This is a genomic window from Saccharopolyspora endophytica (assembly GCF_018070075.1).
Taxonomy (GTDB): Bacteria; Actinomycetota; Actinomycetes; order Mycobacteriales; family Pseudonocardiaceae; genus Saccharopolyspora; species Saccharopolyspora endophytica.
In genome coordinates, this window is record NZ_JAGPXE010000014.1 from 1 (window position 1) to 26,124 (window position 26,124).

General features: G+C 71.4%; 25 protein-coding genes. 21 read left to right on the forward strand and 4 right to left on the reverse strand.

The annotated features are described in order from the left end of the window. Positions 1-327: 327 nt before the first annotated feature. Positions 328-1,617 carry a hypothetical protein gene (locus tag KBO27_RS33980; protein WP_246538131.1) on the reverse strand — a complete coding sequence of 430 codons (1,290 nt, stop codon included), beginning with the start codon at positions 1,615-1,617 and terminating at the stop codon, positions 328-330. Between the two features lie 39 nt (positions 1,618-1,656). Between KBO27_RS33980 and KBO27_RS26770 the strand changes: the two genes are divergently transcribed. The 16 genes from KBO27_RS26770 (at position 1,657) to KBO27_RS26845 (ending at position 17,210) form a co-directional block, all read left to right on the forward strand. Continuing rightward, on the forward strand, positions 1,657-2,382 hold the full coding sequence (locus tag KBO27_RS26770; RefSeq protein WP_307870635.1) for a tetratricopeptide repeat protein: 726 nt from the start codon (positions 1,657-1,659) through the stop codon (positions 2,380-2,382). Further along, positions 2,379-3,377: an HAD-IIA family hydrolase gene (locus tag KBO27_RS26775; RefSeq protein WP_210972633.1), complete on the forward strand. Its 999-nt coding sequence runs from the start codon at positions 2,379-2,381 to the stop codon at positions 3,375-3,377. The genes KBO27_RS26770 and KBO27_RS26775 overlap by 4 nt, the downstream gene beginning before the upstream one ends. 91 nt (positions 3,378-3,468) lie before the next feature. Beyond that, positions 3,469-3,699 carry a hypothetical protein gene (locus KBO27_RS26780; RefSeq protein ID WP_207918964.1) on the forward strand — a complete coding sequence of 77 codons (231 nt, stop codon included), beginning with the start codon at positions 3,469-3,471 and terminating at the stop codon, positions 3,697-3,699. 4 nt (positions 3,700-3,703) lie between these two features. After that, positions 3,704-4,558, forward strand: a complete 855-nt coding sequence (locus KBO27_RS26785) for a TlyA family RNA methyltransferase (protein ID WP_210972634.1) — start codon at positions 3,704-3,706, stop codon at positions 4,556-4,558. Further along, positions 4,555-5,442, forward strand: a complete 888-nt coding sequence (locus KBO27_RS26790; protein WP_132675740.1) for an NAD kinase — start codon at positions 4,555-4,557, stop codon at positions 5,440-5,442. Before KBO27_RS26785 ends, KBO27_RS26790 begins: the two co-directional genes overlap by 4 nt. A gap of 101 nt (positions 5,443-5,543) precedes the next feature. After that, positions 5,544-7,340 (forward strand): DNA repair protein RecN, encoded by a 1,797-nt coding sequence (recN, locus tag KBO27_RS26795; RefSeq protein ID WP_210972635.1) that lies wholly within the window; start codon positions 5,544-5,546, stop codon positions 7,338-7,340. Positions 7,341-7,647: 307 nt separating this feature from the next. Then, positions 7,648-8,832, forward strand: a complete 1,185-nt coding sequence (steA, locus tag KBO27_RS26800) for a putative cytokinetic ring protein SteA (RefSeq protein ID WP_210972636.1) — start codon at positions 7,648-7,650, stop codon at positions 8,830-8,832. Then, positions 8,829-9,773, forward strand: a complete 945-nt coding sequence (locus KBO27_RS26805) for a copper transporter (protein WP_210972637.1) — start codon at positions 8,829-8,831, stop codon at positions 9,771-9,773. The genes steA and KBO27_RS26805 overlap by 4 nt, the downstream gene beginning before the upstream one ends. A gap of 236 nt (positions 9,774-10,009) precedes the next feature. Further along, positions 10,010-11,725, forward strand: a complete 1,716-nt coding sequence (pyrG, locus tag KBO27_RS26810) for a CTP synthase (protein ID WP_372448884.1) — start codon at positions 10,010-10,012, stop codon at positions 11,723-11,725. An 85-nt stretch (positions 11,726-11,810) separates the two neighbouring features. Next, on the forward strand, positions 11,811-12,458 hold the full coding sequence (locus KBO27_RS26815) for an NUDIX domain-containing protein (RefSeq protein ID WP_372448885.1): 648 nt from the start codon (positions 11,811-11,813) through the stop codon (positions 12,456-12,458). Continuing rightward, positions 12,455-13,402 carry a site-specific tyrosine recombinase XerD gene (gene xerD, locus KBO27_RS26820; RefSeq protein ID WP_210972640.1) on the forward strand — a complete coding sequence of 316 codons (948 nt, stop codon included), beginning with the start codon at positions 12,455-12,457 and terminating at the stop codon, positions 13,400-13,402. Before KBO27_RS26815 ends, xerD begins: the two co-directional genes overlap by 4 nt. Before the next feature lie 174 nt (positions 13,403-13,576). Continuing rightward, complete coding sequence (locus KBO27_RS26825; protein WP_132675729.1) at positions 13,577-14,518, forward strand: ParA family protein; 942 nt, start codon at positions 13,577-13,579, stop codon at positions 14,516-14,518. Continuing rightward, positions 14,515-14,874 (forward strand): hypothetical protein, encoded by a 360-nt coding sequence (locus KBO27_RS26830; protein WP_132675727.1) that lies wholly within the window; start codon positions 14,515-14,517, stop codon positions 14,872-14,874. Before KBO27_RS26825 ends, KBO27_RS26830 begins: the two co-directional genes overlap by 4 nt. Positions 14,875-14,921: 47 nt before the next feature. After that, on the forward strand, positions 14,922-15,776 hold the full coding sequence (locus tag KBO27_RS26835) for a segregation and condensation protein A (RefSeq protein ID WP_210972781.1): 855 nt from the start codon (positions 14,922-14,924) through the stop codon (positions 15,774-15,776). Further along, entirely contained in the window at positions 15,776-16,447 is a 672-nt protein-coding gene (gene scpB, locus KBO27_RS26840) for an SMC-Scp complex subunit ScpB (RefSeq protein ID WP_210972641.1), read from the forward strand. Before KBO27_RS26835 ends, scpB begins: the two co-directional genes overlap by 1 nt. Next, positions 16,437-17,210, forward strand: coding sequence for a pseudouridine synthase (locus KBO27_RS26845; protein WP_210972642.1), 774 nt, complete (start codon positions 16,437-16,439; stop codon positions 17,208-17,210). Before scpB ends, KBO27_RS26845 begins: the two co-directional genes overlap by 11 nt. 71 nt (positions 17,211-17,281) lie before the next feature. Here KBO27_RS26845 and KBO27_RS26850 read toward each other — a convergent pair whose 3' ends face one another. Continuing rightward, positions 17,282-18,457 carry a cation:proton antiporter gene (locus tag KBO27_RS26850; RefSeq protein ID WP_210972643.1) on the reverse strand — a complete coding sequence of 392 codons (1,176 nt, stop codon included), beginning with the start codon at positions 18,455-18,457 and terminating at the stop codon, positions 17,282-17,284. 82 nt (positions 18,458-18,539) lie between these two features. Then, on the reverse strand, positions 18,540-19,022 hold the full coding sequence (locus KBO27_RS26855) for a cation:proton antiporter regulatory subunit (RefSeq protein WP_210972644.1): 483 nt from the start codon (positions 19,020-19,022) through the stop codon (positions 18,540-18,542). 183 nt (positions 19,023-19,205) lie between these two features. Here KBO27_RS26855 and cmk point away from each other — a divergent pair, with 183 nt between their 5' ends. The 5 genes from cmk to KBO27_RS26880 all read left to right on the forward strand — a co-directional run bounded on the left by cmk (position 19,206) and on the right by KBO27_RS26880 (position 23,856). Then, a complete protein-coding gene (cmk, locus tag KBO27_RS26860) occupies positions 19,206-19,919 on the forward strand; it encodes a (d)CMP kinase (protein WP_210972645.1) in 714 nt (237 codons plus the stop codon). Next, positions 19,916-20,587, forward strand: a complete 672-nt coding sequence (locus KBO27_RS26865) for a lysophospholipid acyltransferase family protein (RefSeq protein ID WP_210972646.1) — start codon at positions 19,916-19,918, stop codon at positions 20,585-20,587. The genes cmk and KBO27_RS26865 overlap by 4 nt, the downstream gene beginning before the upstream one ends. 11 nt (positions 20,588-20,598) lie before the next feature. Beyond that, the gene (gene der, locus KBO27_RS26870) at positions 20,599-22,011 is read left to right on the forward strand and encodes a ribosome biogenesis GTPase Der (RefSeq protein ID WP_210972782.1); all 1,413 of its coding nucleotides are present in this window, start codon (positions 20,599-20,601) and stop codon (positions 22,009-22,011) included. Positions 22,012-22,102: 91 nt separating this feature from the next. After that, complete coding sequence (locus KBO27_RS26875; RefSeq protein WP_210972647.1) at positions 22,103-22,780, forward strand: response regulator; 678 nt, start codon at positions 22,103-22,105, stop codon at positions 22,778-22,780. A gap of 5 nt (positions 22,781-22,785) precedes the next feature. After that, complete coding sequence (locus KBO27_RS26880; RefSeq protein WP_307870636.1) at positions 22,786-23,856, forward strand: sensor histidine kinase; 1,071 nt, start codon at positions 22,786-22,788, stop codon at positions 23,854-23,856. Here KBO27_RS26880 and KBO27_RS26885 read toward each other — a convergent pair. Further along, positions 23,853-25,931 carry a S9 family peptidase gene (locus KBO27_RS26885; RefSeq protein ID WP_210972648.1) on the reverse strand — a complete coding sequence of 693 codons (2,079 nt, stop codon included), beginning with the start codon at positions 25,929-25,931 and terminating at the stop codon, positions 23,853-23,855. The two genes, KBO27_RS26880 and KBO27_RS26885, sit on opposite strands and share 4 nt — an antisense overlap. Positions 25,932-26,124 lie beyond the last annotated feature (193 nt).

Genomic DNA, 26,124 nt, shown 5'->3' on the forward strand with positions numbered 1-26,124 from the left:
AGCTAAGCTCCCCAGCGCTGATGGTACTGCACTCGCTAGGGTGTGGGAGAGTAAGACACCGCCGACACAATCCTTATGAGCGGGGCCGGTTGATCCGAGCAGGATCAACCGGCCCCGCTTTTTCGTCGTGGTCTCCGGCCGTGGTCCCGGCCGGTCGCAGCGTGTTGACGAGCTGTACGATTTGTAGAAGGCGGTTCGGTCGTGGCTGTTCAGTCCCGCTCGGGGCTTGGATGACAGCACGGGCGCAGGTGGTCGATCAAGACCCCGCGATGACGGGCGCGCTAAGCCAGGGCTACTACCTTGGTAAGATTTTTTGGCTTTTCTTCTTCAGGAGGTTCGGTGTCCGGTTCCGACGACAAGCGCGGCGGTCCCCGCCGCGGGGCCGGTGCCGGCCGCAGCGGCCAGGGCGGCCGCGGCAACTACGACCGCAAGCCAGGCGGCAACTCGCAGGGCCGCGGTTCGTACGGTGGCCCGCGCCGCGACAACGATGGTGGTCAGCGTCGCTTCAACGACCGGGACAACCGGGGCGGCGAGCGCGGCGGCTACCGCAGCGACCGCAACCGGGATGACCGGGGTGGTTTCCGCAACGACCGCAACGATCGCGGTGGTAACCGGGGTGACCGGGACAACCGGGGTCCGCGTGATGACCGCGGCGGATTCCGCAACAACCGCGACCGGTTCAACGACAACGACCGCCGGGGCCCGCGCGACGACCGCAACCGGGACGACCGCGGTGGCGCCCGCCGTGACGATCGTCCGCGTCGTGACGACTTCCGGCGCGACGATCGCCGTGATGATCGTCGGGACAACCGTGGTGGCGGTTTCAACCGGGATGACCGTGGCCGGGACAACCGGGCCGGCGACCGCGGTGGGTACCGCAACGACCGCAACCGCGATGACCGCGGTGGCGTCAAGCGTGACGATCGCCCGCGTCGTGATGACCGGGACAACCGCGGAAGCTTCAACCGCGACGACCGCCCCCGCCGTGATGACCGGGGTGGCCGCGATGGTTTCCGGCGTGACGACCGTCGTGATGATCGTCGGGACAACCGTGGTGGCGGTTTCAACCGGGATGACCGTGGCCGGGACAACCGGGCCGGCGACCGCGGTGGGTACCGCAACGACCGCAACCGCGATGACCGTCCGCGTCGGGACGACCGGGGCGGTTTCAAGCGGGACGACCGTCCTCGTCGTGATGACCGGGACAACCGCGGGAGCTTCAACCGCGACGATCGCCCCCGTCGTGACGACCGGAATCGGGATGACCGTCCGCGTCGGGACGACCGCGACAACCGCGGCGGCTTCAAGCGCGATGACCGCCCGCGCCGCGATGACCGCGGTGGCCGGCGCGACGACTTCAAGAAGAAGGACGGCTTCCGCAAGGACGACGGCGGCTTCAAGCGCGACGGAGACCGCAGGCCGGAGCGCAAGGACGACGACGCGCCGAAGCCCGTCGAGCCGGAGCTCCCCGAGAGCGGTGTCGACCCGTCGGAGCTGGACCCGGAGGTCCGCCGCGAGCTGCTGTCGCTGCCGAAGGGCGCTGCCGACAAGGTCGCGCAGCACCTGGTCGCAGCCGGTCAGCTGATCGACGAGGACCCCGAGCGCGCTCTGGCGCACGCCCGCTTCGCGCGGCAGAAGGCGTCGCGAACCCCGTCGGTGCGCGAGGCCAACGGTCTCACCGCCTACCTGACGGGCGAGTGGAACGAGGCGCTGTCCGAGCTGCGCGCTGCGCGGCGGATGGGCGGCGGCCCGGGCCACCTGGCGATCATGGCCGACTGCGAGCGGGCGATGGGACGTCCGGAGCGGGCGATCGAGCTGGTGCGCAGCGAGGAGGCGTTGCAGCTCGACAAGGAGGACGAGATCGAGCTGCGGATCGTCGCGGCCGGCGCGCGGCGCGACCTCGACGAGATCGAGGCGTCCGTGGTCAGCCTGCAGATCCCGGAGCTGGACCCGAAGATCCAGGAGCCGTGGAGCGCCCGGCTGTTCTACGCCTACGCCGACAACCTCCTGGCCGCCGGTCGTGAGCGGGACGCCTTCACCTGGTTCGTCCACGCGGCGCACGCCGACGACGAGGAGGAGACCGACGCTCCCGAGCGCCTCGAGGAGCTCGCGGTGCAGCTCGGTGGCCCGGAGGTCGTCGAGGAGCTGGTCAACGAGGCCGAGGCCGCAGCGGGGATCGACGACGACGATGACCTCGATGAGGACGACGCCGACGGAGACGACCTCGACGGCGACGCCGACGACCTCGACGAGGACGAGGACGAGGACGACGCCGAGGAAGGCGACCTCGATGAGGACGTCGACGAGGCGGACGACGCGAAGGCCGACGAGGACGGCGGCAGCGCCGAGCCCGCGGCCGAAGGAGGATCGCGGACGCGGTGAGCGGCATGCTGCTCGACGATCACGACGTCGTGCTGTTCGACCTGGACGGCACGGTGTACCGGGGCGGGGAACTGGTTCCCGGCGCGCTGGAAGCGATCCAGCAGGTGCACGCCCGCGGCGTGCCGGTCCGCTACGTCACCAACAACGCTTCCAAGCCCGATCAGGCGGTCGTCGACCACCTGGTCGGGCTCGGGCTGAAGGCCGAGCGCAGCGAGGTGAGCACCAGCGCCCAGGCGGGTGCGGCGGTGCTCGCCGAGAAGCTGCCCGCCGGTTCCCGGGTGCTGGTCGTCGGTTCCGCGGCGCTGGAGTCCGAAGTGGACCGGCTCGGCCTGGTGCCGGTCAGCGAGTTCGCCGACGAGCCGGTCGCGGTGGTGCAGGGCCTGTCCACGGAACTGGGCTACCGCGACTTCGCCGAGGCGTGCCTGGCGATCCGCGACGGTGCGCTGTGGGTGGCGTGCAACGCCGACCGCACGCTGCCCACCGAACGCGGGCTGATGCCCGGCAACGGCGCCCTGGTCGAGCTGCTGCGCGCGGCCACCGACCAGGACCCGCTGGTCGCGGGCAAACCGGAGCGCCCGCTGCTCGACCGCGCGGTCTCCTCGGCCGGAGCCGACCGGCCGCTGATGGTCGGGGACCGGCTGGACACCGACATCGCCGGCGCGGTGAAGGCCGGCATGCCCTCGCTGATGGTGCTCACCGGCGTCAACACGCCTCGCCACCTGCTGGAGGCGGCTCCCGGTGAGCGGCCGAGCAGCGTCGCCGCCGATCTGCGCGGCCTGTTCTCGTCCCAGTCCGAGGTCGCCATCGCCGCGCAGCCGGCGTGGTCGGTGACGGTCGGCGACCGGCTCGAACTGGCCTCGCGAGGCGAGGGCGACGAGCTCGGTGCGCTGCGCGCGCTGTGCGCGGCGTGGTGGTCGGCGGGTTCCGGCCCGGTGCAGGTCGAGGGCAGCGACGACGCGGCCCGTGCGGCGCTGCGAGCGCTGGACATCGACTGACCTGACGGGAGCGGCGCCGATCTGTCGGCTAGCGTGAAGGTGGTGTCGCGCAACGCTCGCGCCCACCGGTGATCGAGGGGAGTACCCGCCCATGACCTCTCCGTGGCAGCAGCAGGCGCCCAACCCGGCGATGCTGGCGCGTCAGGCCGACGACGGGCAGTCGGCGATCGACGCGATCTCCGCGGCGATGACCGAGCTCGACGAGGTGCGCGACCAGCCGGTCGCCGAGCACGTGCAGCGCTTCGAGAACGTGCACAGCTCGTTGACCGAGGCGTTGTCGAAGGCCGACCACCTGCAGTCCCAGAACACCCCTCGGAGTTGACGAAGTGCCTCGCAAGGCGCGCCTGGACGCCGAACTGGTTCGGCGCGGGCTGGCCCGATCCCGGGAACACGCTGGAGAACTGGTCGCCGCAGGCCGGGTGAGCGTGCGCGGCATGATCGCGCGCAAGGCCGCCACCGCCGTGGAGATCGACGCACCGGTGCTGGTCACCGACGACGTCGACGACCCGGGCTGGGCTTCGCGCGGTGCCCACAAGCTGGTCGGCGCGCTGGAGGCGTTCGAGCCCGGCGGGCTGTCGGTGGCGGGCAAGCGCTGCCTGGACGCGGGTGCTTCCACCGGTGGGTTCACCGACGTGCTGCTGCGGCGCGAGGCCCGCGAGGTCGTCGCGGTCGACGTCGGCTACGGCCAGCTGGTGTGGAAGTTGCAGACCGACGAGCGGGTGCACATCCACGACCGCACCAACGTGCGGTCGCTGACGCCCGAGGACATCGGCGGTCAGGTGGACCTGGTGGTCGCCGACCTGTCGTTCATCTCGCTGAAGCTCGTGCTGCCGGCGCTGGTCGCCTGCGCCACCGAGACGGCTGATCTCGCCCTGATGGTCAAACCGCAGTTCGAAGTGGGCAAACAACGGCTAGGCTCGGGTGGCGTGGTGCGCGATCCGCAGCTGCGCGCCGAAGCGGTGCTGGAAGTGGTCGACTTCGCCGCCGAGCACGGATTGGGCCTGCGCGACGTCGTCGCCAGCCCGCTTCCGGGCCCGTCCGGGAACGTCGAGTTCTTCGTCTGGCTGCGGCCGGGCGCCGAAGCGGACCACGACCGCGCCAGCAGCATGGTGGCGGACGCGGTCGAGCGCGGACCGCAGACTTCGACCAGGAATTCATCCCGGCAAGGGAGTGGGAGTTGACCCGACGGGTGCTGCTGGTGGTCCACACCGGCAGGGAGCAGAACCTGCGCACAGCGGAGAAGGTCGCCGGTCGTCTGCTCGACGCGGGGATCGAGGTCCGGGCGCTCGCCGGCGAAGCCGATGAGCTGCGGGATTCCGCGTGCGAGGTCGCGAGACCGGACGAGAACCCCGCCGTCGGCACCGAGCTCGTGCTCGTGCTCGGCGGTGACGGCACGCTGCTGCGCGCCGCCGAACTCGCCAGACCCGCCGGGGTGCCGCTGTTCGGGGTCAACCTGGGCAGGGTCGGGTTCCTGGCCGGTGCCGATTCCGACGCCCTCGACGAGGCGATCGCCGCCGTCGTCGAATCCCGCTACCACGTCGAGGAGCGGATGACCCTGGAGGTCACCGCGACGCTCAACGGTGACCAGGTCGCCGCCACCTGGGCGCTCAACGAGGCCAGCGTGGAGAAGAGCAGCCGGGAGCGGATCCTGGACGTGGTCGTCGAGGTCGACGGCCACCCGGTGTCGGCGTTCGGCTGCGACGGCGTGCTGTGCTCGACCCCGACCGGTTCCACGGCCTACGCGTTCTCCGCGGGCGGACCGGTGGTGTGGCCGGACGTCCAGGCGCTGCTGGTCGTGCCGAGCAACGCGCACGCGCTGTTCGCGGGACCGCTGGTGGTGTCGCGGGATTCCCTGGTGGCGATGGAGATCGACCAGCACGGGCACCACGCGGTGCTGTGCTGCGACGGTCAGCGGCAGTTCGACCTGCCGCCGGGTGCGCGCGTGGAGGTCGTCGGCGGTTCCACGCCGATCCGCCTGGTGCGCCTGCACGACACGTCGTTCACCGATCGGCTGGTCCGGAAGTTCGAGCTTCCCGTCCAGGGATGGCGCGGACCTGCCAAGTAGCGACCGCCCGCCGAACAGATCGAACACAGTGTCTAACGATTTCGGTGGCGATCACCGCAGTGGGGCGTTCTCCGGGGCTCAGTGCCGATAGGGTGCTGAGTGTGTTGGCGGAGATGCGTATCCAGGGACTGGGCGTCATCGACGACGCCACGCTCGCACTGCACGCCGGCCTGACCGTGGTCACGGGTGAGACGGGCGCGGGCAAGACGATGGTGGTCACGGGACTCCATCTGCTCAGCGGCGGCAGGGCCGACGCCTCGCGGGTCCGGTCCGGTGCGCAGCGTGCCGTCGTGGAGGGCCGTTTCGCGACCACCCCGGACTCACCGGCGGCGAAGGTCGCCGGCGACGCCGGTGCCGAACCCGACGACGACGGAAGCCTGATCGCGCTGCGCACGGTGACCTCCGACGGGCGTTCGCGGGCGCACCTGGGCGGGCGTTCGGTGCCCAACGGCGTGCTCTCGGAGCTCTCCGAGCAGGTGCTCGCGGTGCACGGGCAGAACGACCAGCTGCGGCTGCTGCGCCCCGGCGAGCAGCGCGCGGTGCTCGACCGCTTCGCCGGTGAACCGGTGCTGCACGTCCTGGCCGACTACCAGCGGGTCCGCACCGAGTGGGCCGAGGTGGTGGGCGAGCTCACCGAGCGCACCGAGCGGTCCCGCGAGCTGTCCCGCGAAGCCGACCTGCTGCGCCACGGGCTGGCCGAGATCGAAGCCGTCAACCCCGAAGCGGGCGAGGACGTTTCGCTGGTCGACGAGGCGCGGCGACTCGCCGACGTGGACCAGCTGCGGGAGATCGCCGCGGGCGCGCAGCACGCGCTGTCCGGTTCCGCTGACGCCGACCCGGAGGCTCCGGGCGCGATCGGGCTGATCGGGGAGGCCGCCCGGCGGCTGTCCTCCTCGGAGGACCCGGCGCTGCGGGAACTCGAACCGCGCGTGGCCGAGGCCGTCGCGGTGCTCTCCGACGTGGGCGGCGAACTGGGCGCCTACCTGGACAAGCTCGACGCCGACCCGGCCCGCCTGGAGCAGGTGCTGGCCCGCCAGGCCGAGCTCAAGCAGCTCACCAAGAAGTACGCCGCGGACGTCGACGGAGTGCTGGCCTGGGCGGAGGACGCCCGCTCCCGGCTGTCCGGGATGGACACCTCCGAAGAGGCGCTGGCCGCGCTGGCGGCCCGCCGCGACGAGCTCGCGGTGGAACTCGCCGAGCACGCCAAGGTGCTCAGCGCCGCCCGCGCCGAAGCGGCCGTGCGCCTGGCCGACGCGGTCTCCGAGGAGCTGTCCGGACTGGCGATGGCGCAGGCCAAGTTGCAGGTCCTGGTGCACGCCAAGGAAGCCGAGGACGGCGACCCGAACGGGATCCCGGTCGACGACCGCAGGCTGCACGCCGGGCCGGAAGGCGTCGACGAGGTCGAGCTCCAGCTCATCGCGCACTCCGGTGCGCCCGCGCTGCCGATCCACAAGGGCGCCTCGGGCGGTGAGCTCTCCCGCGTCATGCTGGCGCTGGAGGTCGTGCTCGCCGACGCGGACACCGTGCCCACGCTCGTCTTCGACGAGGTCGACGCCGGCGTCGGCGGCCGTGCGGCGGTGGAGATCGGGCGTCGGCTGGCCCGGCTCGCGCGCACCCACCAGGTCATCGTGGTCACCCACCTCCCGCAGGTCGCGGCGTTCGCCGACCGGCACCTGGTGGTCGACAAAGGCCAGGTCGACGGCGGTCTCACCAAGAGCGACGTGCGGCTGGTCGCCGACGAGCGCCGGGTGGTGGAGCTCGCGCGCATGCTCGCGGGCATGGAGTCGACCGAGACCGGGCGCGCGCACGCCGAGGAGCTGCTCGAGACCGCGAACACGTACAAGCTCACCCAAGAGAAGTTCGGCCGAAAGGCCAAGACCGCCAAGAAGAAGTCCTAGGGCTCTGTGGTCCTCGTGCTCAGCGGTGCGGGTAGCGGAACCTCAGACGCCTTCCGGCTCCGGGATCCGAGACTGATGTACGCCAAATACACGGCGCTACGGCTGTCCTCGCCAGAAGACGTCTGAGAACCCGCGGCGGTGCCGGTTGCTCGGGTGGGGCACGGAGAAAGCGCCTTCGGCGCTTGCCTGACGGGTGGGCTGCTCCTGGATGACTGGGCTGGTTAGTCCATTGCGTGTTGCGGTATATGGCGCAGTGGTTTCGGCGTGGCGCGGCCACGATCGGTGATGGGTTTGTCACCATCGGCGTATGAAAATCAGCGGACTGCTGACTCGACAGCAGGAGGACCTGCCCGGTCTCGCCGGGATCGCCAGGGTGGAACGCCGCTCCGGTGATCTGCCGCGCCGGGTCCGCGCCGGTGACATCGCGGTGATCGACCACGCCGACCTGGACCGCCGCAGCGCCGAGGCACTGGTCGCGGCCGGGGTGATCGGTGTGGTCAACGCCGCCCCGTCGATCTCCGGGCGCTACCCGAACCTCGGTCCCGAGGTGCTGCTCGCCGCCGGGATCGCGCTCGTCGACGGCATCGGCAGCGACATCCTCAACCAGGTCAAGGACGGCGCGAAGATCCGCCTGTTCGAGGGCGGTGTCTTCGCCGGGGAACGCGAGCTGGGCCGCGGCGTCGAGCAGGACGCCAACTCCATCGCCGACCAGCTCATCGAGGCCAAGGCCGGGATGGCCACGCAGCTGGAAGCGTTCTCCGCCAACACCATCGAGTTCCTGCGCACCGAGCGCACGCTGATCCTCGACGGCATCGGCGTTCCCGAGCTGTCCGGCTCCATGGAGGGCCGGCAGGTGCTGGTGGTCGCGCCCGGGTACGGCCACGCCGACGACCTGCGCGCGCTCAAGCGCTACATCCGCGAGTACAAGCCGGTGCTGATCGGCGTCGAGGGCGGCGCCGACTCCCTGCAGCGCGCCGGCTACAAGCCGAACGTCATCGTCGGCGCCCCGGACACCGTCAGCACCGACACGCTGCGCAGCGGTGCCGAACTGGTCATCCCCGCGCACCTCGACGGGCACGCGCCCGGTCTGGAGCGCATCCAGGACCTCGGCGTGGGCGCCATGACCTTCCCCGCCTCCGGCAACCCGGAGGACCTCGCGCTGCTGCTGGCGGACGCGCACCAGGCGAGCCTGGTGGTGACCGTCGGGTTCCAGGCCACGCTCAGCGAATTCCTCGACCGCGGCCGCTCGGGTTCGAACCCGTCGACGTTCCTGACCCGGCTGCGGCTGGGCAGCAAGGTCATCGACGGCCCGGCCGTCGCCGCTCTGCAGCGCAACCGCACGCCGATGTCGGCCGTGGTGCTGCTGGTGCTGGCGGTGCTGCTGGTGGTCGCCGTGGCGCTGCTGGTGTCCGGGCTCGGCGCCGCCGCCATGAGCCAGATGGCCGACACCGCCGGTGTCGTGTCGGCTTACTTCAAGGGGCTGTTCTCGTGATCACGCTGCGCTACCACATCGTCTCGATCGCCGCGGTCTTCCTCGCGCTGGCCGTGGGCGTGGTGCTGGGCACCAGCTCGGTCAGCGAAGGCCTGCTGACGGCCGTGAGCGGGGAGAAGCAGGAGCTGCGCGCTCAGGTCGACGAGCTCGGTGCCGAGCGCGCCCAGCTCAAGGCCCAGGCCGACGCCGCCGACCGGTTCGACACGACCATCGCGCCGATGGCCGTGCGGGGTCAGCTCTCCGGCCGCAGCGTGGTCGTGATCAGCTCCGCCGACACCGACGACGGCCACCGCGCCGCGATGACCGAGCTGCTGCGCGACTCCGGCGCCGACATCACCGGTGAGGTTCGCCTCGGCGAGGCGCTCACCGACCCGGACCGCACCGATCAGCTGCGCGGCGTCGTCACCCAGCTGCTCCCCGCCGGGGTCCAGCTGCCCACGGCGGCGGACCCGGGCACCCTCGCCGGTGGCCTGATCGGCCCGTTGGCGCTGGTCAACCCCCAGACCGGGCAGCCGCAAGCCGCCGATGACGCCCGCGCGGCGGCGCTGTCCGGCCTGGCCGGCGGCGGCTACGCGACCGCGTCGGAGGGGCTGCGCCCCGCGCAGCTGGCGGTGGTGCTCACCGGCGGTCGCATGGAGGGCGACAACGCGGCGGACCGGGCGACGGCGCTGGCGCGCTTGGCCACGCAGATCGACCGCTCCGGGCAGGGCGCGGTCCTGGCCGGTACGACGGGCTCCGCCGACGGGCGCGGCGCGGTCGGCGTGGCGCGCGTCGACCCGGCGATGTCGTCGAGCCTCTCCACGGTGGACAACGCGGAGACCGGTGCCGGTCGCGTGGCGGTCGTCATGGCCGCCCGCGAGCAGGCGGACCGCCAGGCCGGGCACTACGGTGTGGCCAGCAGCGCGCAGGGACCCGTGCCGGGCACCCGCGGCGCTTCGTGACCCGCGGGTTCGCCCCTGGTCGTGCGCGGTTCACCGAGACGTCACGGTTGACCGGCCGGTAGACCGCCGGATGGCGGTTGACCCGGCCGGTTCGCCATTTCCAGGAAGGGCGGGTCTCGGTGCGGGCCCCGACCGTCGTGCGTTAGGCTGGAATTCCGTGGGAGCGACGGATCCAGCCGTCCTGCCAGCGCAGAAATCCAGCCAGGCGACGGCTTGACCACGGGGAGCTTTTGTTGGTGCCGCAAGCACGCACGATCAAGCATGTTTTCGTAACGGGGGGCGTTGCCTCGTCGTTGGGGAAGGGGCTCACGGCGTCCAGCCTGGGCGAACTGCTCACCTCCCGCGGCCTGCGGGTGACCATGCAGAAGCTCGACCCCTACCTGAACGTCGATCCGGGGACGATGAACCCCTTCCAGCACGGTGAGGTGTTCGTCACCGAGGACGGCGCCGAGACCGACCTGGACATCGGTCACTACGAGCGGTTCTTGGACCGCGATCTGACCCGCAACGCCAACGTCACCACCGGCCAGGTGTACTCCGCGGTCATCGCCAAGGAGCGCCGCGGCGAGTACCTGGGTGACACGGTGCAGGTCATCCCGCACATCACCGACCAGATCAAGGCCCGCATCCGGGCCATGGCCGAGCCCGACGAGAACGGCGTCACGCCCGACGTGGTGATCACCGAGGTCGGTGGCACCGTCGGCGACATCGAGTCGCTGCCGTTCCTGGAGGCCTGCCGCCAGGTCCGCCACGACGTGGGCCGGGACAACTGCTTCTTCCTGCACGTCTCGCTGGTGCCGTACCTGGCGCCGTCGGGCGAGCTCAAGACCAAGCCCACCCAGCACTCGGTGGCGGCCCTGCGCAACATCGGCATCCAGCCCGACGCGCTGGTCTGCCGCGCCGACCGCGAGCTGCCTTCCGACCTCAAGCGCAAGATCGCGCTGATGTGCGACGTCGACACCGACGGCGTGGTGGCCTGCCCGGACGCGCCGTCGATCTACGACATCCCGAAGGTGCTGCACAGCGAGGGCCTGGACGCCTACATGGTGCGCAGGCTCGGGCTGCCCTTCCGCGACGTCGACTGGTCGGTGTGGGGCGACCTGCTGGACCGGGTGCACAACCCGTCCGAGCGGGTGCGCATCGCGCTGGTCGGCAAGTACGTCGACCTGCCCGACGCCTACCTGTCGGTGACCGAAGCCCTGCGCGCGGGCGGGTTCGCCCACCACGCCAAGGTGGAGATCTCCTGGGTCGGTTCGGACACCTGCGAGACCGACTCCGGTGCGGCGCAGGCCCTGGCCGGCGTGGACGGCGTGCTGATCCCGGGCGGGTTCGGCGTGCGCGGCATCGAGGGCAAGCTCGGTGCCATCCGCTACGCGCGCACCAACAACATCCCGGTCCTCGGGTTGTGCCTGGGCCTGCAGTGCATGGTGATCGAGACGGCCCGGTCGCTGGGAGGTCTGGAGCGCGCGAACTCCACCGAGTTCGAGGAGCCCTGCCAGCACCCGGTGATCAGCACCATGGCCGACCAGCACGACGTGATCTCGGGTGACCGGGACATGGGCGGCACGATGCGGCTGGGTTCCTACCCGGCGAAGCTGGCCGAGGGCTCGCTCGTCGCCGAGGCCTACGGCACGACCGAGGTCCACGAGCGGCACCGGCACCGCTACGAGGTCAACAACTCCTACCGGGACCGGCTGAGCAAGGCCGGCGTGGTCTTCTCCGGCACCTCGCCCGACGACCGCCTGGTCGAGTTCGTCGAGCTGGACCGCGAGATCCACCCGTTCTTCGTGGGCACGCAGGCGCACCCGGAGCTCAAGAGCCGTCCGACCCGCCCGCACCCGCTGTTCGCGGCGTTCGTGAAGGCGGCCATCGACTACCAGGCGGCCGAGCGGCTTCCGGTGGAGCTGGAGACGGCCGCTTCGGAACCGGAGTCCGAACCCGCCGGAGCCTGATTCCTCGCAGGTGAGCGGCCCGCACGACCGGTGACGGTGGTGCGGGCCGCTTCATCGGTGGGCGATCGGCTCTAGGGTGGTGCTCGTGGAGACCACGGGTAGCGGTGTCGCGCGCACCAACGGAGAGCACGAGTTCACCACGCTGGCCAGCGAAGACGTCTACGTCGGGCGGATCCTGGCGCTGCGGGCGGACGAAGTGGGCATGCCCGGCGGAGGTCACGCCCGCAGAGAGGTCGTCGAGCACTACGGCGCCGTGGCCATCGCCGCGGTCGACGAGCAGGACCGGGTCGTCCTGGTCCACCAGTACCGCTATCCGATCGGCCGCAGGCTGTGGGAACTTCCCGCCGGTCTGCTGGACGTCGCCGGTGAGCCGCCGGTGCGCACCGCGCAGCGCGAGCTCGCCGAGGAGGCGGGGTTGGCCGCTGAGGACTGGTCGGTGCTGGTCGACGTGGCCACCTCGCCGGGCTTCACCGACGAGGTGGTGCGCGTGTTCCTCGCCACCGGCCTGTCGGAGGTGACCCGTCCCGACGCCGTCGGCGATGAGGAAGCGGACCTGATCATCGAGCGGTTCCCGCTGGCGGAAGCGATCCGGATGGCGTTCGCGGGGGAGATCGTGAACGGTCCGGCGGTGGCCGGTCTGCTGGCCGCCCAGGCGGCCCGCAGCGGTGTCGCGCAGACCCGCCCGGCCGACGCCGAGTGGGTCGACCGGCCGCGGCGATTCGCTGCCCGGTGAAGGGTTTCGAGTCGCTGCCGCCGGGATTGCGCACCGCCGTCGGCGAATACCTCGACCACCTCGCGGTCGAGCGCGGAACCGCGCGCAGCACGCTGGACTCCTACGCCCGCGACCTGCGCCGGTACGCGGAATTCCTGGTGGCGCAAGGCGTTTCCGGGCTCGACGAGGTGCGCACCGAGCACCTGGCGGAGTTCCTGGCGCAGCTCCGGGAAGGCGTCGAAGGCCGACCGCCGCTGGCGTCGTCGTCGGCGGCGCGGGCGCTGGTGGCCGCGCGCGGCCTGCACCGGTTCGCCCACGCCGAGGGCAGGATCGCCGTCGACGTGGCGCGCGAGGTCGCGCCTCCGAGCCCGCCGAAGCGGCTGCCGAAGGCGCTGTCGGTCGACGACGTCGGACGGCTGCTGGAGCACGCCGGCGGGGACGATCCGCGCGGGCTGCGGGACCGGGCGCTGCTGGAACTGCTCTACTCGACCGGGGCGCGCATCTCCGAAGCGGTCGGGCTCGACGTCGACGACATCGACCGCACCGACCGCACCGTTCTGCTGGACGGGAAGGGCGGCAGGCAGCGGCTCGTGCCGATCGGGCGTCCCGCGCTGGCGATGCTGGAGGCGTACCTGGTGCGGGCGCGGCCGGTGCTGGTGGCGCGCGGGCGCGGCAGTTCGGCGGTGTTCCTGAATTCGCGCGGCACCGGACTTTCCCGCCAGAGCGCGTGGAACGCGTTGAAAACGGCTGCGCAACGGGCGGGAATCGCGGAAACGGTTTCGCCGCACGTGCTGCGCCATTCCTTCGCCACGCACCTGGTCGAAGGCGGGGCGGACGTGCGCGTGGTGCAGGAGCTGCTGGGGCACGCCTCGGTGACGACGACGCAGGTGTACACGCTGGTCACGGTCAACACGCTTCGGGAGGTCTACGCCACGGCACATCCGCGCGCACACCTTTCGGGGTGAGATCACCGCTTGCGCATGCGCGTGATCAACGAAAGCGGTAGATCTTCATCACACGCACATCACGAACTTCCGCCGACCCAATTACCGACACGACGGCGAGGCACGTTGCCGCAGGTCGTTTGAGCGACTTAGGCTGCGATCGATCGCCACCGGTACCGAAGGAGTCAGATCGCCATGTCGTTGCCGCATCCTTCCGCCGCCCGGCGGCCTCGGGGCGCGGTCGACCTGAGCATCGCCCCCGAGACCACAGGTCCTGCGGCCAACGCCGATCAGAACCAGGACGCCCGCGGTCTCGGTCCGACCGGTCGGCCGCTCCGGCACATCCCCGAACCCCCGCTGCTGGACGAGCACGGTCCCGCGTCGGTGCTCGCCATGTGCAACCAGAAGGGCGGCGTAGGCAAGACCACCTCGACGATCAACCTCGGTGCCGCGCTCGCGGAACACGGACGCCGGGTGCTGCTGGTGGACTTCGACCCGCAGGGCGCGCTCTCGGTCGGTCTCGGCGTTCAGCCGCACCAGCTCGAGCAGACGATCTACAACGTCATCATGGAGCGCGGGGTCACCGTCGAGGACGTGGTGCGCCGCACCACCGTCGAGGGCATGGACCTGCTGCCCAGCAACATCGACCTCTCCGCCGCCGAGGTGCAGCTGGTCACCGAGGTCGGCCGCGAGCAGACGCTGCACCGCGTGCTGCGGCAGTCGATCGAGGAGTACGACTACATCCTGGTGGACTGCCAGCCCTCGCTCGGCTTGCTCACGGTGAACGCGCTGGCCGCTGCCGATGGCGTCATCATCCCGCTGGAGTGCGAGTTCTTCAGCCTGCGCGGGGTGGCGCTGCTGATCGACACCATCGAGAAGGTGCGCGAGCGGCTGAACCCGAAGCTGGAGATCAGCGGCATCCTGGCGACGATGTTCGACCCGCGCACGCTGCACTCCCGCGAGGTCATGCAGCGCGTGGTGGAAGCCTTCGGCGACGTCGTCTACGACTCGGTGATCAACCGGACGGTGCGGTTCCCGGAGACCACGGTCGCCGGCGAGCCGATCACCAGGTGGGCGCCCCGTTCCGCCGGTGCCCAGGCGTACCGGGCGCTGGCCCGCGAGGTGATCGCTCGATGACGCGTCGGGTCGCCCTGCCCGGAGCCGCGGAACTGTTCCGTACTACTGTTCCTCGGACGGATCAGGGCTCCGCGCCGCAGGAGGACCCGAAGCCGGCGGCCCCGGTCAAGGAGCAGGGGCGGGCACGGTCGGCGGGTTCGGGTCGGCGCAAGCACGATTCGAAGATCACCGTGTACGTGTCCGACGAGGAGTTGCTGGGTTTGGAGCAGGCTCGGCTCGCGTTGCGGGCGGACCACGGCATCGCCGTGGACCGCGGCCGCGTCGTGCGCGAGGCGATCGCGGTGCTGCTGGCCGACTTCACCGAGCACGGTGCGGACTCGGTGCTGGTCCGGCACCTGCGGGAGTCCGGCGAGTGACCGATGCCCCACAACCCGGCGCCGAACTCGCACCGTCCGACGCCGGGATCGATGCAGCACAACAGGATTCCGCGTTAGCGGAGACCGAGGCGAAGTCCGGTGACGGGAAGTTCACCGTTCGGCTGGAGAACTTCGAAGGCCCCTTCGACCTGCTGCTCCAACTGATCTCCGCGCACGAGCTCGACGTCACCGAGGTGGCGCTGCACAAGGTCACCGACGAGTTCATCGCCTACACCCGCACGTTCGGTGAGCACTGGGACCTGGACGAGACGACCGAGTTCCTGGTGGTCGCCGCGACGCTGCTGGACCTCAAGGCCGCCCGGCTGCTGCCCGCCGCCGACGTCGAGGACGAGGCCGACCTCGCGCTGCTGGAAGCCCGCGACCTGCTGTTCGCGCGGCTGTTGCAGTACCGCGCCTACAAGCAGGTCGCCGCGCTGTTCGCCGAGTTGGAAGCCGGTGCGCTGCGCCGCTACCCGCGCTCGGTGTCGGTGGAGGAGCGCTACGAGAACCTGCTGCCGGAGGTGGTGATCGGCGTCGACCCGCAGCGGTTCGCCGAGATCGCCGCCTCGGTGTTCCGGCCGAAACCGCCGCCGACGGTGTCGCTGGACCACATCCACCAGCACGGGGTGTCGGTGCGCGAGCACGCCGCTCTGCTGCGGGTGCGGCTGGCGGAGAAGGGCACGTTGACCTTCACCGACCTGGTGTCGGACTGCGGGCACACCGTCGAGGTCGTGGCCAGGTTCCTGGCGCTGCTGGAGCTGTACCGGGAGAAGGTGCTGCAGTTCGAGCAGGACAGCCCGCTCGGCGAGCTGCAGGTGACCTGGGTCGGCGGCAGCCTCGCCCAGGCGCAGGCCGAGGCCGAGGCGCAGCGAGCCACGAAGGAAGAAGAGGAGTACGGCTGATGGCCGCCGAAGCGGAACCCGAGGTCGACGTGCAGCCGGAGGAGGTGACGGGCGCGGAGGAAGCTCCCGCCGAACCCGGCCCGGAGGCCGTGGCCGACGAGGCGGTGGAGACCCCCGGTGCTCCCGACCTCACCGCCGATTCCGAGCTGGACGCCGCGCTGGAGGCGTTGCTGCTGGTCGTGGACGTGCCGGCGGGGGACGAGCTGCTCGCGGAGACGCTGGAGCAGCCGGTGGCCCGGGTCCGCTCCGCGCTGCGGAGGCTGTCCGAGGCCTACGCGGAGAGCGAGCGCGGCATCGACCTGCGCTACGTCGGCGACGGCTGGCGCTTCTACTCGCGCGAGAAGTACGCGCCCTACGTCGAGCGCTACCTGCTCGACGGGCAGCGGACCAAGCTGACCCGCGCTGCGCTGGAGACCCTCGCGGTGATCGCCTACCGTCAGCCGGTGACGCGCTCCCGCGTCGCGGCGGTACGGGGTGTGAACGTGGACGGCGTCATCCGTACCCTTGTGGGGCGCGGTCTGATTAGCGAGGCCGGCACCGACCCGGAGACGGGCGGCATCCTGTACTGCACGACCGAGCTGTTCCTGGAACGGCTGGGGCTGTCGTCGCTCAAGGACCTGCCGCCGCTCGCACCCCTGTTGCCCGAAGTGGATTCGATCGATGACGTCTGAACGCCGTTCCCCGTCCAGTGCCGCGAAGGACCCCAACGACGAGGGGGTGCGCCTGCAGAAGGTGCTGTCGCAGGCGGGTGTCGCGTCTCGGCGGGCAGCCGAGGAGATGATCGTCGAGGGCCGCATCGAGGTCAACGGCGAGGTCGTCATGGAGCTGGGCCGCCGCGTCGACCCGGAGACCGCGGTGATCCACGTCGACGGCAGCCGGGTGATGACCAACACCAACCTGACGCACCTGCTGCTCAACAAGCCCGCCGGGATCCTGTGCACGATGTCCGACGACAAGGGACGTCCGTGCATCGGTGACTACCTGCGGGAGCGCCAGGGCAAGCTGTTCCACGTGGGGCGCCTGGACCAGGACACCGAGGGTCTGCTGCTGATCACCAACGACGGCGAGCTCGCCAACCGGCTGATGCACCCGTCGTACAAGGTTCGCAAGACCTACATGGCCGAGGTGCTGGGACCCATCCCGAAGGACCTCGGGCAGCGGCTGCGCGAGGGCGTCGAGCTGGAGGACGGCCCGGTGAAGGTGGACCGCTTCAAGCTGGTCGACCAGAACCAGAACCGCGCGCTGGTGGAGATCGTGCTGCACGAGGGTCGCAAGCGCATCGTGCGCCGGCTGCTCAAGCACGTCGGGCACCCGGTGCAGCGCCTGGTGCGCACCCGCATCGGCGACGTGCAGCTCACCACCGAGCGCCAGGGAGCGATCCGGCCGCTCAACGGCCAGGAGATCGCGTCCCTCTACAAGATCGTCGACATGTGAGCTTCAGCTGAGAACACTCCGCGGCCGGGACTTCCCGGCCGCGGATTTCTTCGTTCTGGGCGGTGCACCGCTCACGCGGTCTGAGGCTTGCGCATCAGGACCGCGCGGGCGAGGGGCTCGACGACGCGGGCCGCGACCGGGCCGATGATGGCCATGAGCAGGACGTAGGCGGTGGCCAGGGCCGCGAGCTCGCCGTCGACCGCGCCGGAGGACACCGCCAGGCCCGCGATGACGATGGAGAACTCGCCGCGCGCCACCAGGGCCGCGCCCGCGCGCAGCCGGCCCATCCGGGCCACGCCCTGCATGCGGGCCGCGATCCAGCCGGTGAGCACCTTCGTGGCGCAGGTCAGCGCGGCCAGGCCCAGCGCGATCGGCAGCACCGGCGGGATCTGCACGGGATCGGTGTTGAGGCCGAAGACGACGAAGAACACCGCGGCGAACAGGTCGCGCAGCGGCTCCAGCATGCGGGTCGCGTTCTGCGCGGTGGACCCGGAGATCGCGATGCCGAGCAGGAACGAGCCGACCGCGGCCGAGACCTGCAGCTCGGAGGCCAGCCCGGCGACCAGCAGCGCGGCGCCGAGCAGCCGCAGCAGGAAGACCTCGGGGTCGGGGCTGTCCACGATCGCGGAGACGTACTTGCCGAAGCGCAGCGCGATCAGCAGCACCACGGTGATCACCAGCAGCGAGATGCCGACCGCGGTCAGACCGCCGACGAAGCTGACCCCGGCCAGCAGCGCGGTGAGGATCGGCAGGTAGACGGCCATCGCGAGGTCTTCGAAGACCAGGATCGACAGGATCACCGGTGTCTCGCGGTTACCGAGCCTGCCCAGATCGCCGAGCACCTTGGCCACGATGCCCGACGAGGAGATGTAGGTGACGCCGGCCATCGCCAGCGCGCCGATCGGGCCCCAGCCCAGCATCAGCGCCACGATGGCTCCGGGAGCGGCGTTGAGCACGATGTCGATCAGCCCGGCCACCCAGGAGCGGCGCAGCCCGGTGACCAGTTCGCCTGCGGAGTACTCCAGCCCCAATAACAGCAGCAGGAGCACCACGCCGATCTCGGAGGCGATGTGGGTGAACGGCTGGATGCCGTGCAGCGGGATCAGTCCGCCGGTGCCGAACGCGACTCCACCGAGCAGGTACAGCGGGATCGGTGATATGCCGATCTTCCACGCGAGTCTCCCGAGGATGCCGAGACCGAAGAACACCGCTCCCAGCTCGATTAGGGAGATCGCCGTGTCGTGCACCGTGTTTCCTCTCGCGTGTTCCCTGCGTATGGAGTTGTGACGGTCGGTCGGCGTCGACCTTCGCCGGCCGTGCTCTGCCGGCTCAGCCCTGGGTGAGGATCTCCCCGGCCGCCCGCAGCCCTTCGGCCGTGCCCACCACGACCACCAGGTCACCGGCGGCGAAGACGAAGTCCGGCCGCGGCGACGGGTGGACGACGCCCTCCCGCACCACCGCGACGATCGACACCGAGGTGCGGGTGCGCATCTCGGTGTCGCCCAGCTCGCGGCCCGCGTAGGGCGAACCGGCGGGGACCGGCAGCTGCCAGGTGGTCACCCCGGCGACCTCCCGCTGCTGCTCGGCGAGCTTCGACACCAGCTGAGGCGCCCCCAGCAGACCGGCCAGCGTGCTGGTCTCGGTGCTGGACAGCTCGACCGAGGCGGCGACCTTGTCCGGGTCCTCGTGGTCGGAGACGATCAGCTCGAAACGCCCGTCCCGATAGGTGATCACCCCGACGCGGTGACCAGATCCAGTGGTGAAGTCCTGGCGCGTGCCGAGCCCCGGCAGCGGAGTCACAGTTACGTCCACTCTTGCAACCCTAAAGGGCTTTGCGCGTATTCCTTGATCCGCCCGGGGGAAGTTCCCGGTCTCGGTCCGGTTCCGATCCCGAACCGGACGCGATTGGGATTCACCGGTAGCGGCCAGGCAGAATGGTTGGTTGGTTCCGGCGATCCGCCGGGAAGGATTCCGTGAACGGGGAGGAACGGCGACGTGGCGCAGGCCAGGCTTCGTGGAGTAGTGGCTCTCGACGGACCGTCGGGTACCGGCAAGTCCACGGTGTCGAAGAAGTTGGCGGCGGCTCTCGGCGCGACCTACCTCGACACCGGTGCCATGTACCGGGCGGTGACGCTTGCAGTGCTGCGCGCGGGTGTCGATCCCACCGACGCCGCGGCGGTGACCCGGGTCGCTCGCGCCGCCGAGCTGGGCATGGGGACCGATCCGCTCGCGCCCGCCGTGCGGCTCGACCGCGCGGACGCGGAACCGGAGATCCGCGGCCCCGAGGTCACCGCCGCCGTCTCGGCGGTCTCCGCGGTGCCCGAGGTTCGCGAGCTGCTGGTGGCGATGCAGCGCGAGCTGATCGGCGAAGCGATCGAGGAGCCGGGCGGCATGGTCGTCGAAGGCCGCGACATCGGCACGGTCGTCGTGCCGGACGCGGGCCTGAAGGTCTACCTGACGGCCTCCGCGGACGCGCGCGCCGCGCGCCGGACCGCGCAGGACGCCTCCGACGGCCGCGAGAGCGACCTGCGCAGCACCCACGCCGACGTGCAGCGCCGCGACGCGCTGGACTCCGGCCGCGCGGTGGCTCCGCTGCGCCAGGCCGAGGACGCCGTCGAGGTCGACACCACCGACCTCGACATCGCCGGGGTGCTCGAACAGCTCACCAAGCTCGTGGAGTCGCGCGGCCTGCTGGGAGGTGCGGCGTGAGCGAAGAACTTCCCGAGGGCGCCTCGGCCGGCCTGCACCGCGTGGCCCGGTGGATCTCGCGCTGGCCGCTGCGGCTGCCGTTCCGCGTGAAGGTGCGCGGTCGCGAGCACATCCCGCGCAGCGGTCCGGTGGTCCTGGTGGCCAACCACAGCTCGCTGCTGGACGGTCCGCTGCTGCTGGGAATGGTTCCGCGCCCGATGGTGTTCCTGATCAAGCAGGAGATGTTCAGCGGTGCGCTGGGCTGGTTCCTGACCCGCATCGGGCAGATCGGCGTCCGGCGCGGTGAACCCGATCGAACCCCGCTGCTGACCGCGGTCCGCGTGCTCAAGGGCGGCGGCGTGGTCGGGGTGTTCCCCGAGGGCACGCGTGGTTCCGGGGAGATCGACAACGCCCAGCACGGGGCGGCGTGGCTCGCGCGCGCCTCGGGGGCGCAGATCCTGCCGGTGGCGTGCCGGGGCACCCGACGTCCCGATGGATCGGGCCGTAGGCTGTTACCCAGGATCGACGTGTTGTTCGGGGAGCCGATTTCCCCGGCGGGCGGCAAGGGCCGCGCCGGGCTGGTGGCGGCCACCGAGACCGTCCGCAACGAACTGGTCGAGCTGATCGCCGAGTTGGATCGGCAGGTCGCCGACCGGACCACTGACGATGTGAGAGGTAAACGAGCGTGACCGACGAGTCGCTGGAGGACCTGGACGGCACGTGGTCCGACGAGTCCGAATGGGCGGAATTCGACGAGGCCGCCGCGCAGGGCGATGAGGCGCCGCCGAAGCCGCAACCGGTCCTGGCCGTGGTCGGACGCCCCAACGTGGGCAAGTCCACCCTGGTCAACCGCCTGCTGGGGCGTCGTGAGGCCGTCGTGCAGGACACCCCGGGCGTGACCCGGGACCGCGTCGCCTACGACGCGTTGTGGAGCGGACGCCGCTTCACCGTCGTCGACACCGGCGGTTGGGAGCCCGACGCCAAGGGGCTGCAGAGCGCCGTCGCGGCTCAGGCCGAGATGGCCATGCACACCGCCGACGCGATCGTGCTGGTCGTCGACGCCAAGGTCGGCGCCACCGCCACCGAGGAAGCCGTGGCCCGCGTGCTGCGCCGCTCGAAGCGGCCGGTGATCGTGGTGGCCAACAAGGTCGACGACGAGCGCGGCGTGTCCGACGTGCACTCGCTGTGGTCGCTGGGCCTGGGCGAGCCGATGCCGGTCAGCGGTCTGCACGGGCGAGGCTCGGGCGACCTGCTGGACCGGGTGCTGGAGGCGCTGCCGGAAACCCCGCGCGAGGTCTTCGGCGCCACCGGCGGACCTCGCCGCGTCGCGCTGGTCGGCAAGCCCAACGTCGGCAAGTCCAGCCTGCTCAACAAGCTCACCGGCGAGGACCGCTCGGTGGTGCACGACGTCGCCGGCACCACCGTGGACCCGGTCGACTCGCTGGTCGAGCTCGACGGCCAGGTGTGGCGCTTCGTCGACACCGCCGGCCTGCGCAAGCGGGTCAAAACCGCCAGCGGCACCGAGTACTACGCGTCGCTGCGCACCAAGGCCGCCATCGAGGCCGCCGAGGTCGCGATCGTGCTGGTCGACGGTTCGGAGCCGATCAGCGAGCAGGACCTGCGGGTGATCACGATGGTGGTCGAGGCGGGACGCGCGCTGGTGCTGGCCTACAACAAGTGGGACAAGGTCGACGACGACCGCCGCAACCAGCTGGAGAAGGAGATCGACCGCGAGCTGGTGCGGGTGCGCTGGGCGGAGCGGGTCAACGTCTCGGCGCTGACCGGCCGCTCGGTGGCCAAGCTGGCGCCGCAGCTGCGCACCGCGCTGGACTCCTGGGACACCCGGGTCTCCACCGGTCGCCTCAACGGCTGGCTCAACGAGCTGGTCGCGGCCAACCCGCCGCCCGCGCGCAGCGGTCGTCAGCCGAAGATCCTCTTCGCCACCCAGGCGCAGACCCGGCCGCCGACGATCGTGCTGTTCACCACCGGCTTCCTGGAGGCCGGCTACCGGCGGTTCCTGGAGCGCAAGTTCCGCGAGACCTTCGGATTCGTCGGCAGCCCGGTGCGCATTTCCGTGCGGGTCCGCGAGCGCAAGGCCAAGGGCAAGCGCTGAGCCGGTCGTCCGCGGGTGGTGCGTGCGCTGAGGACATCCGCTCCCGTTAGTCTGCTGGCGACCCTCGGGAACGGCGGAGGTGAACCGAGAGGTGGCGGCAACCGACGGCGGCGGGCCGATCCGGGTCGTGCTGGCCGACGACGAGCCGATGCTGCGACGCGGGCTCAAGGTCATGCTGGAGAGCAGCGGCACCATCGAGGTGGTGGCCGAGGCCGGTGACGGTCACGGACTGCTCACCCAGGTGCGCGCGCACCGGCCGCACGTCGCCCTGATCGACGTCCAGATGCCGGGCAAGGACGGGCTCACCGCGCTGCGCGAGGTGGCGCGGTTGCCCGAGCCACCCGTGTCCGCCGTGCTGACCACGTTCGACCTCGACGACTACGTCGCCGACGCGCTGCGCTTCGGCGCTCAGGGGTTCTTGCTCAAGGACGCCGAGCCGGAGGTGCTGGTGCGCGCGGTGCAGGACCTGGCCGGAGGCGGCGCGGTGCTGGACCCGAGGATCACCGCGCGGCTGCTGCCGCGGCTGCGCGTCACCAGCGACAATGCCCGCGAGCTCGACCTGGTCAAGGCGCTGTCCGCGCGGGAGCGGCAGGTGCTGCAACTGCTCGCCGACGGTCGTTCCAACGCCGACATCGGTTCCCGGCTGGGACTGACCGAGGCGACGGTGAAGAGCTACGTCTCCACCGTCCTGTCCAAGCTCGGCGCGCAGAACCGGGTGCAGGCCGCTCTGATCGCGCAGCGGGTCTCCGGCGTCGGCGGTGCGCGGTGAACGGCGTGAACTGGCGGTTCTGGGGCCTGGAGGTCCTGGCGGCCGGCCTGCCCGTTGCCGCCGTCATCGCCACCCCGGACCCGATGGGCTACAAGGTCCTGTCCGGGTTAGCGGCGGGACTGCTGCTGCCGTTGCGGCATCGCTGGCCCCGGCTGGCCGTGCTCCTGTGCATGCCGGCGATGGCCGGTGGCCTGGGCTGGGCGGCGATCCTGGTGGCGATGTTCCGCCTCGGGCGGGTGCGTCCGAAGCCGCCCGAACTGGCCGGGTGGGTTCTGCTGACCTGCGTGGTCGCCGTCGCGCCCGTGCTGATCACGCAGTCGCTGACACCCGGCTCGATCCTGCTGACCCTGGCGTTCGTGGTGCTGTCGGCGGGGGCGCCCGCCGTGCTGGGGCTGCTGGTGGCGCTGCGCGAGCAGCTGGCCGAGAGCCTCCAGCGGCTCGCCGACGCCGGTGAAGTGGTCGCGCAGGCCAAGGCCGAGATGGCCAAGTCCGAGGAGCGCGCCCGCATCGCCCGGGAGATCCACGACGCCGTCGGCCACCACGTCACGCTGATCGCCGTCGAGTCCGCCGCGCTCGGCGCGAGCAGCGGTGAGGCGTCCGTGCGCGAGGCCGCCACGCGGGTGCGCGGGTTGGCCAAGCAGGCGCTGGAGGAGATGCGCACGACGCTCGGGCTCAGCTCGAGCACGGCCGAGGCCGAGGCCAAGACGATCACCGACCTCGTGGGCCAGGCGCGCGCGTCCGGTGTGGACGTCGAGCTGACCGGCGAGCTGGAGCACCACGAGGTGCCGGGCGCCGTCGAGCGGGCGGCCTACCGGGTCGTGCAGGAAGCGCTGACCAACGCCTCCAAGCACGCGCCCGGCGCGGGGGTCCGGGTGGACCTGAGCAACCGGGCCGACGCGCTGCGCATCGTGGTCACCAACGACGCCCCGGACGCCGAGCCGATCACCGAGCTCACCGGCGGAGCCGGGCTGGAGGGCCTGTCAGAGCGGATCCGCATGGCCGGCGGCGAGCTGGACGCGGGCCCGTCCGAGGACGGCGGTTTCCGGCTCGTCGCGCTGCTCCCGCAGGATTCCTAGCGCGCCAACGACGCGCGCAGGAAGTCGACCTGCATGAGCAGCAGGTTCTCGCTGGTCGTCTCGTCGGTGGGCATGTGGCTCACGCCCGCGAGCGGGAGCACCGAGTGCGGGCGTGCGGCGGCGGTCAGCGCCGCCGACAGGCGCAGGCCGTGGGCCAGGACCACGTTGTCGTCCACCGTGCCGTGCACGATCAACATCGGGCGTTCCAGCTTCGCGGCGTCGCGCAGCAGCGAGTTCGCCTCGTAGACCTCGGGCGAGGTGTTGGGATCGCCCAGGTAGCGCTCGGTGTAGTGGGTGTCGTAGAGCCGCCAGTCGACGACCCCGGCTCCGACGATGGCGGCGTGGAAGACGTCCGGGCGGCGCAGCACGGCCAGTCCGGCGAGGTAGCCGCCGAAGGACCAGCCGCGGATCGCCACCCGGTCGAGGTCGAGCTCGGGGTGTTCGGCAGCGGCGGCGTGCAGCGCGTCGACCTGATCCTGCAGCGGCGGACCGGCCAGGTCACCGGCGATGGCCCGGTCCCAGTCGGGCCCGCGCCCGGCCATCCCGCGGCCGTCGGTGATCAGCACCGCGAAGCCCTGGTCGGCGAACCACTGTGAGGTCAGGTAGCCCTGCTGGCGGGCCAGCACCCGCTGGGCGTGCGGGCCGCCGTAGGGGTCCAGCAGCACCGGCAGCGGCCCGTCCGCCGCGGTGTACCCGCTGGGCAGCAGCAGGGCGCTGCGCAGCTCGCGCTCCCCGAGCCGCAGCAGCCGGACGTCGAGGTCCAGGCCGTGGGCCTCGGCGTGGTTGTCGATCTCGGCGATCGTCCGCTCACCGCGCCGCACGACCACGCCCGTCCGGGCCCGGTCCAGGTCGCTGGTGGCCACGACCAGCACGTCGCCGCCGCGGGTGCCGGTGTGCACGCCGAAACCGCTGGTCAGGCGCTCGTGCCCGGTCGTGGTGACGCGGTAGAGGTGCACCTCGGCCGGGTCGTCCTCGGAACCGGAGACCAGCACGTCCTCGGTACCGATGTCGACGATGCCGCGCACCTGCAGCGGAGCCGCCGTCCACGGCCGGTCGCCGACGACCAGGCGGTAGGCGCCCTCGGCGGCGTCGATGCGCACGAGCTCACCGCCGGGAGTCCACGACGGCCAGCCCGGCTTGATGTCGATCCAGTGCGGGTCGGTGTCCCGGTGGATCTCGGTGGTGGTGCCGGCCTCGGTGTCGACGGCCAGCAGCAGCTGGGTGCGCTGGTCTCGGGTCTGCACCGCGATCAGCGGGCTGCCGTGCCGCGACCAGTGCGCCGTGACCAGGTACGGGTAGGCGCTCCGGTCCCACTCGACGGCGACGCGTTGCCCGTCCAGCCCGATCGCGGCGAGCGTGACCTCGGCGTTGGCGGTCCCGGCGGCCGGGTAGCGGGTGGCGACGGGTACGCGGTCGGGGTGGGCGGGATCGCCCAGGTACCAGTGCCGGACCGGGGTTTCGTCGACGCGCGCGACCAGCAGCTCCTCGCCGCTGGGCGCCCACCAGTAGCCGCGGTGGCGGTCCATCTCCTCGGCCGCGATGAACTCGGCGGCTCCCCAGGTGACGTTGTCGCCGTCCGGTTCGGCCAGGGCGCGGTCGCCGGAGCCGTCGGCGGCGATCACGCGGAGCTGACCGGCGGAGAGGTAGGCGATGTGCCGTCCGTCGGGGGAGGGGCGCGGGTCGGCGACGGGCTGCTGGACCGGGAGCTCGCGGGCGTCACCGGTGGAGACCTCGGCGATGAACAGGCGTCCGGACAGGGTGAACACGACCTGCTCGCCGTTGCGGTCGGTGCTGTAGCCGGTGATTCCGGTCGCCCGTTCCCGCGCGCGTTCCCGCCGGGCCTGCTCTTCGGCGGTCACCTGGTCGTCGGCCTGCAGCTTCGCCGGGTCCACCAGCAACCGCTCGGCTCCGGTGGCGGTGTCCAGTGCCCAGAGCGCCGTGGTGCGGTCGGTGCCGCTGGTGGAGCGCAGGAACAGGACGCGCGCGCCGTCGCCGACGACGGTGAAGTTGCGTGGCGCACCGAGGCTGAACCCCTGCGTGCGCGCGCTCCGGCGAGGAAACGATGCGGACGACATGCGAACCAGCCTGCCATCACGCACACCCCGATGCCGCACCAGGTCCGGTCATTCCCACCGGTGCCACCACCACGCGTCGACCGATGTGCCCGGCACCGTGGACACCCCTCCACGACCGGCACCGGACCTGGACACCACACCTCCGCCACCTCCACGAGGGCCCCCGAACACCGCCGTTTTCGGGGGCCCGATT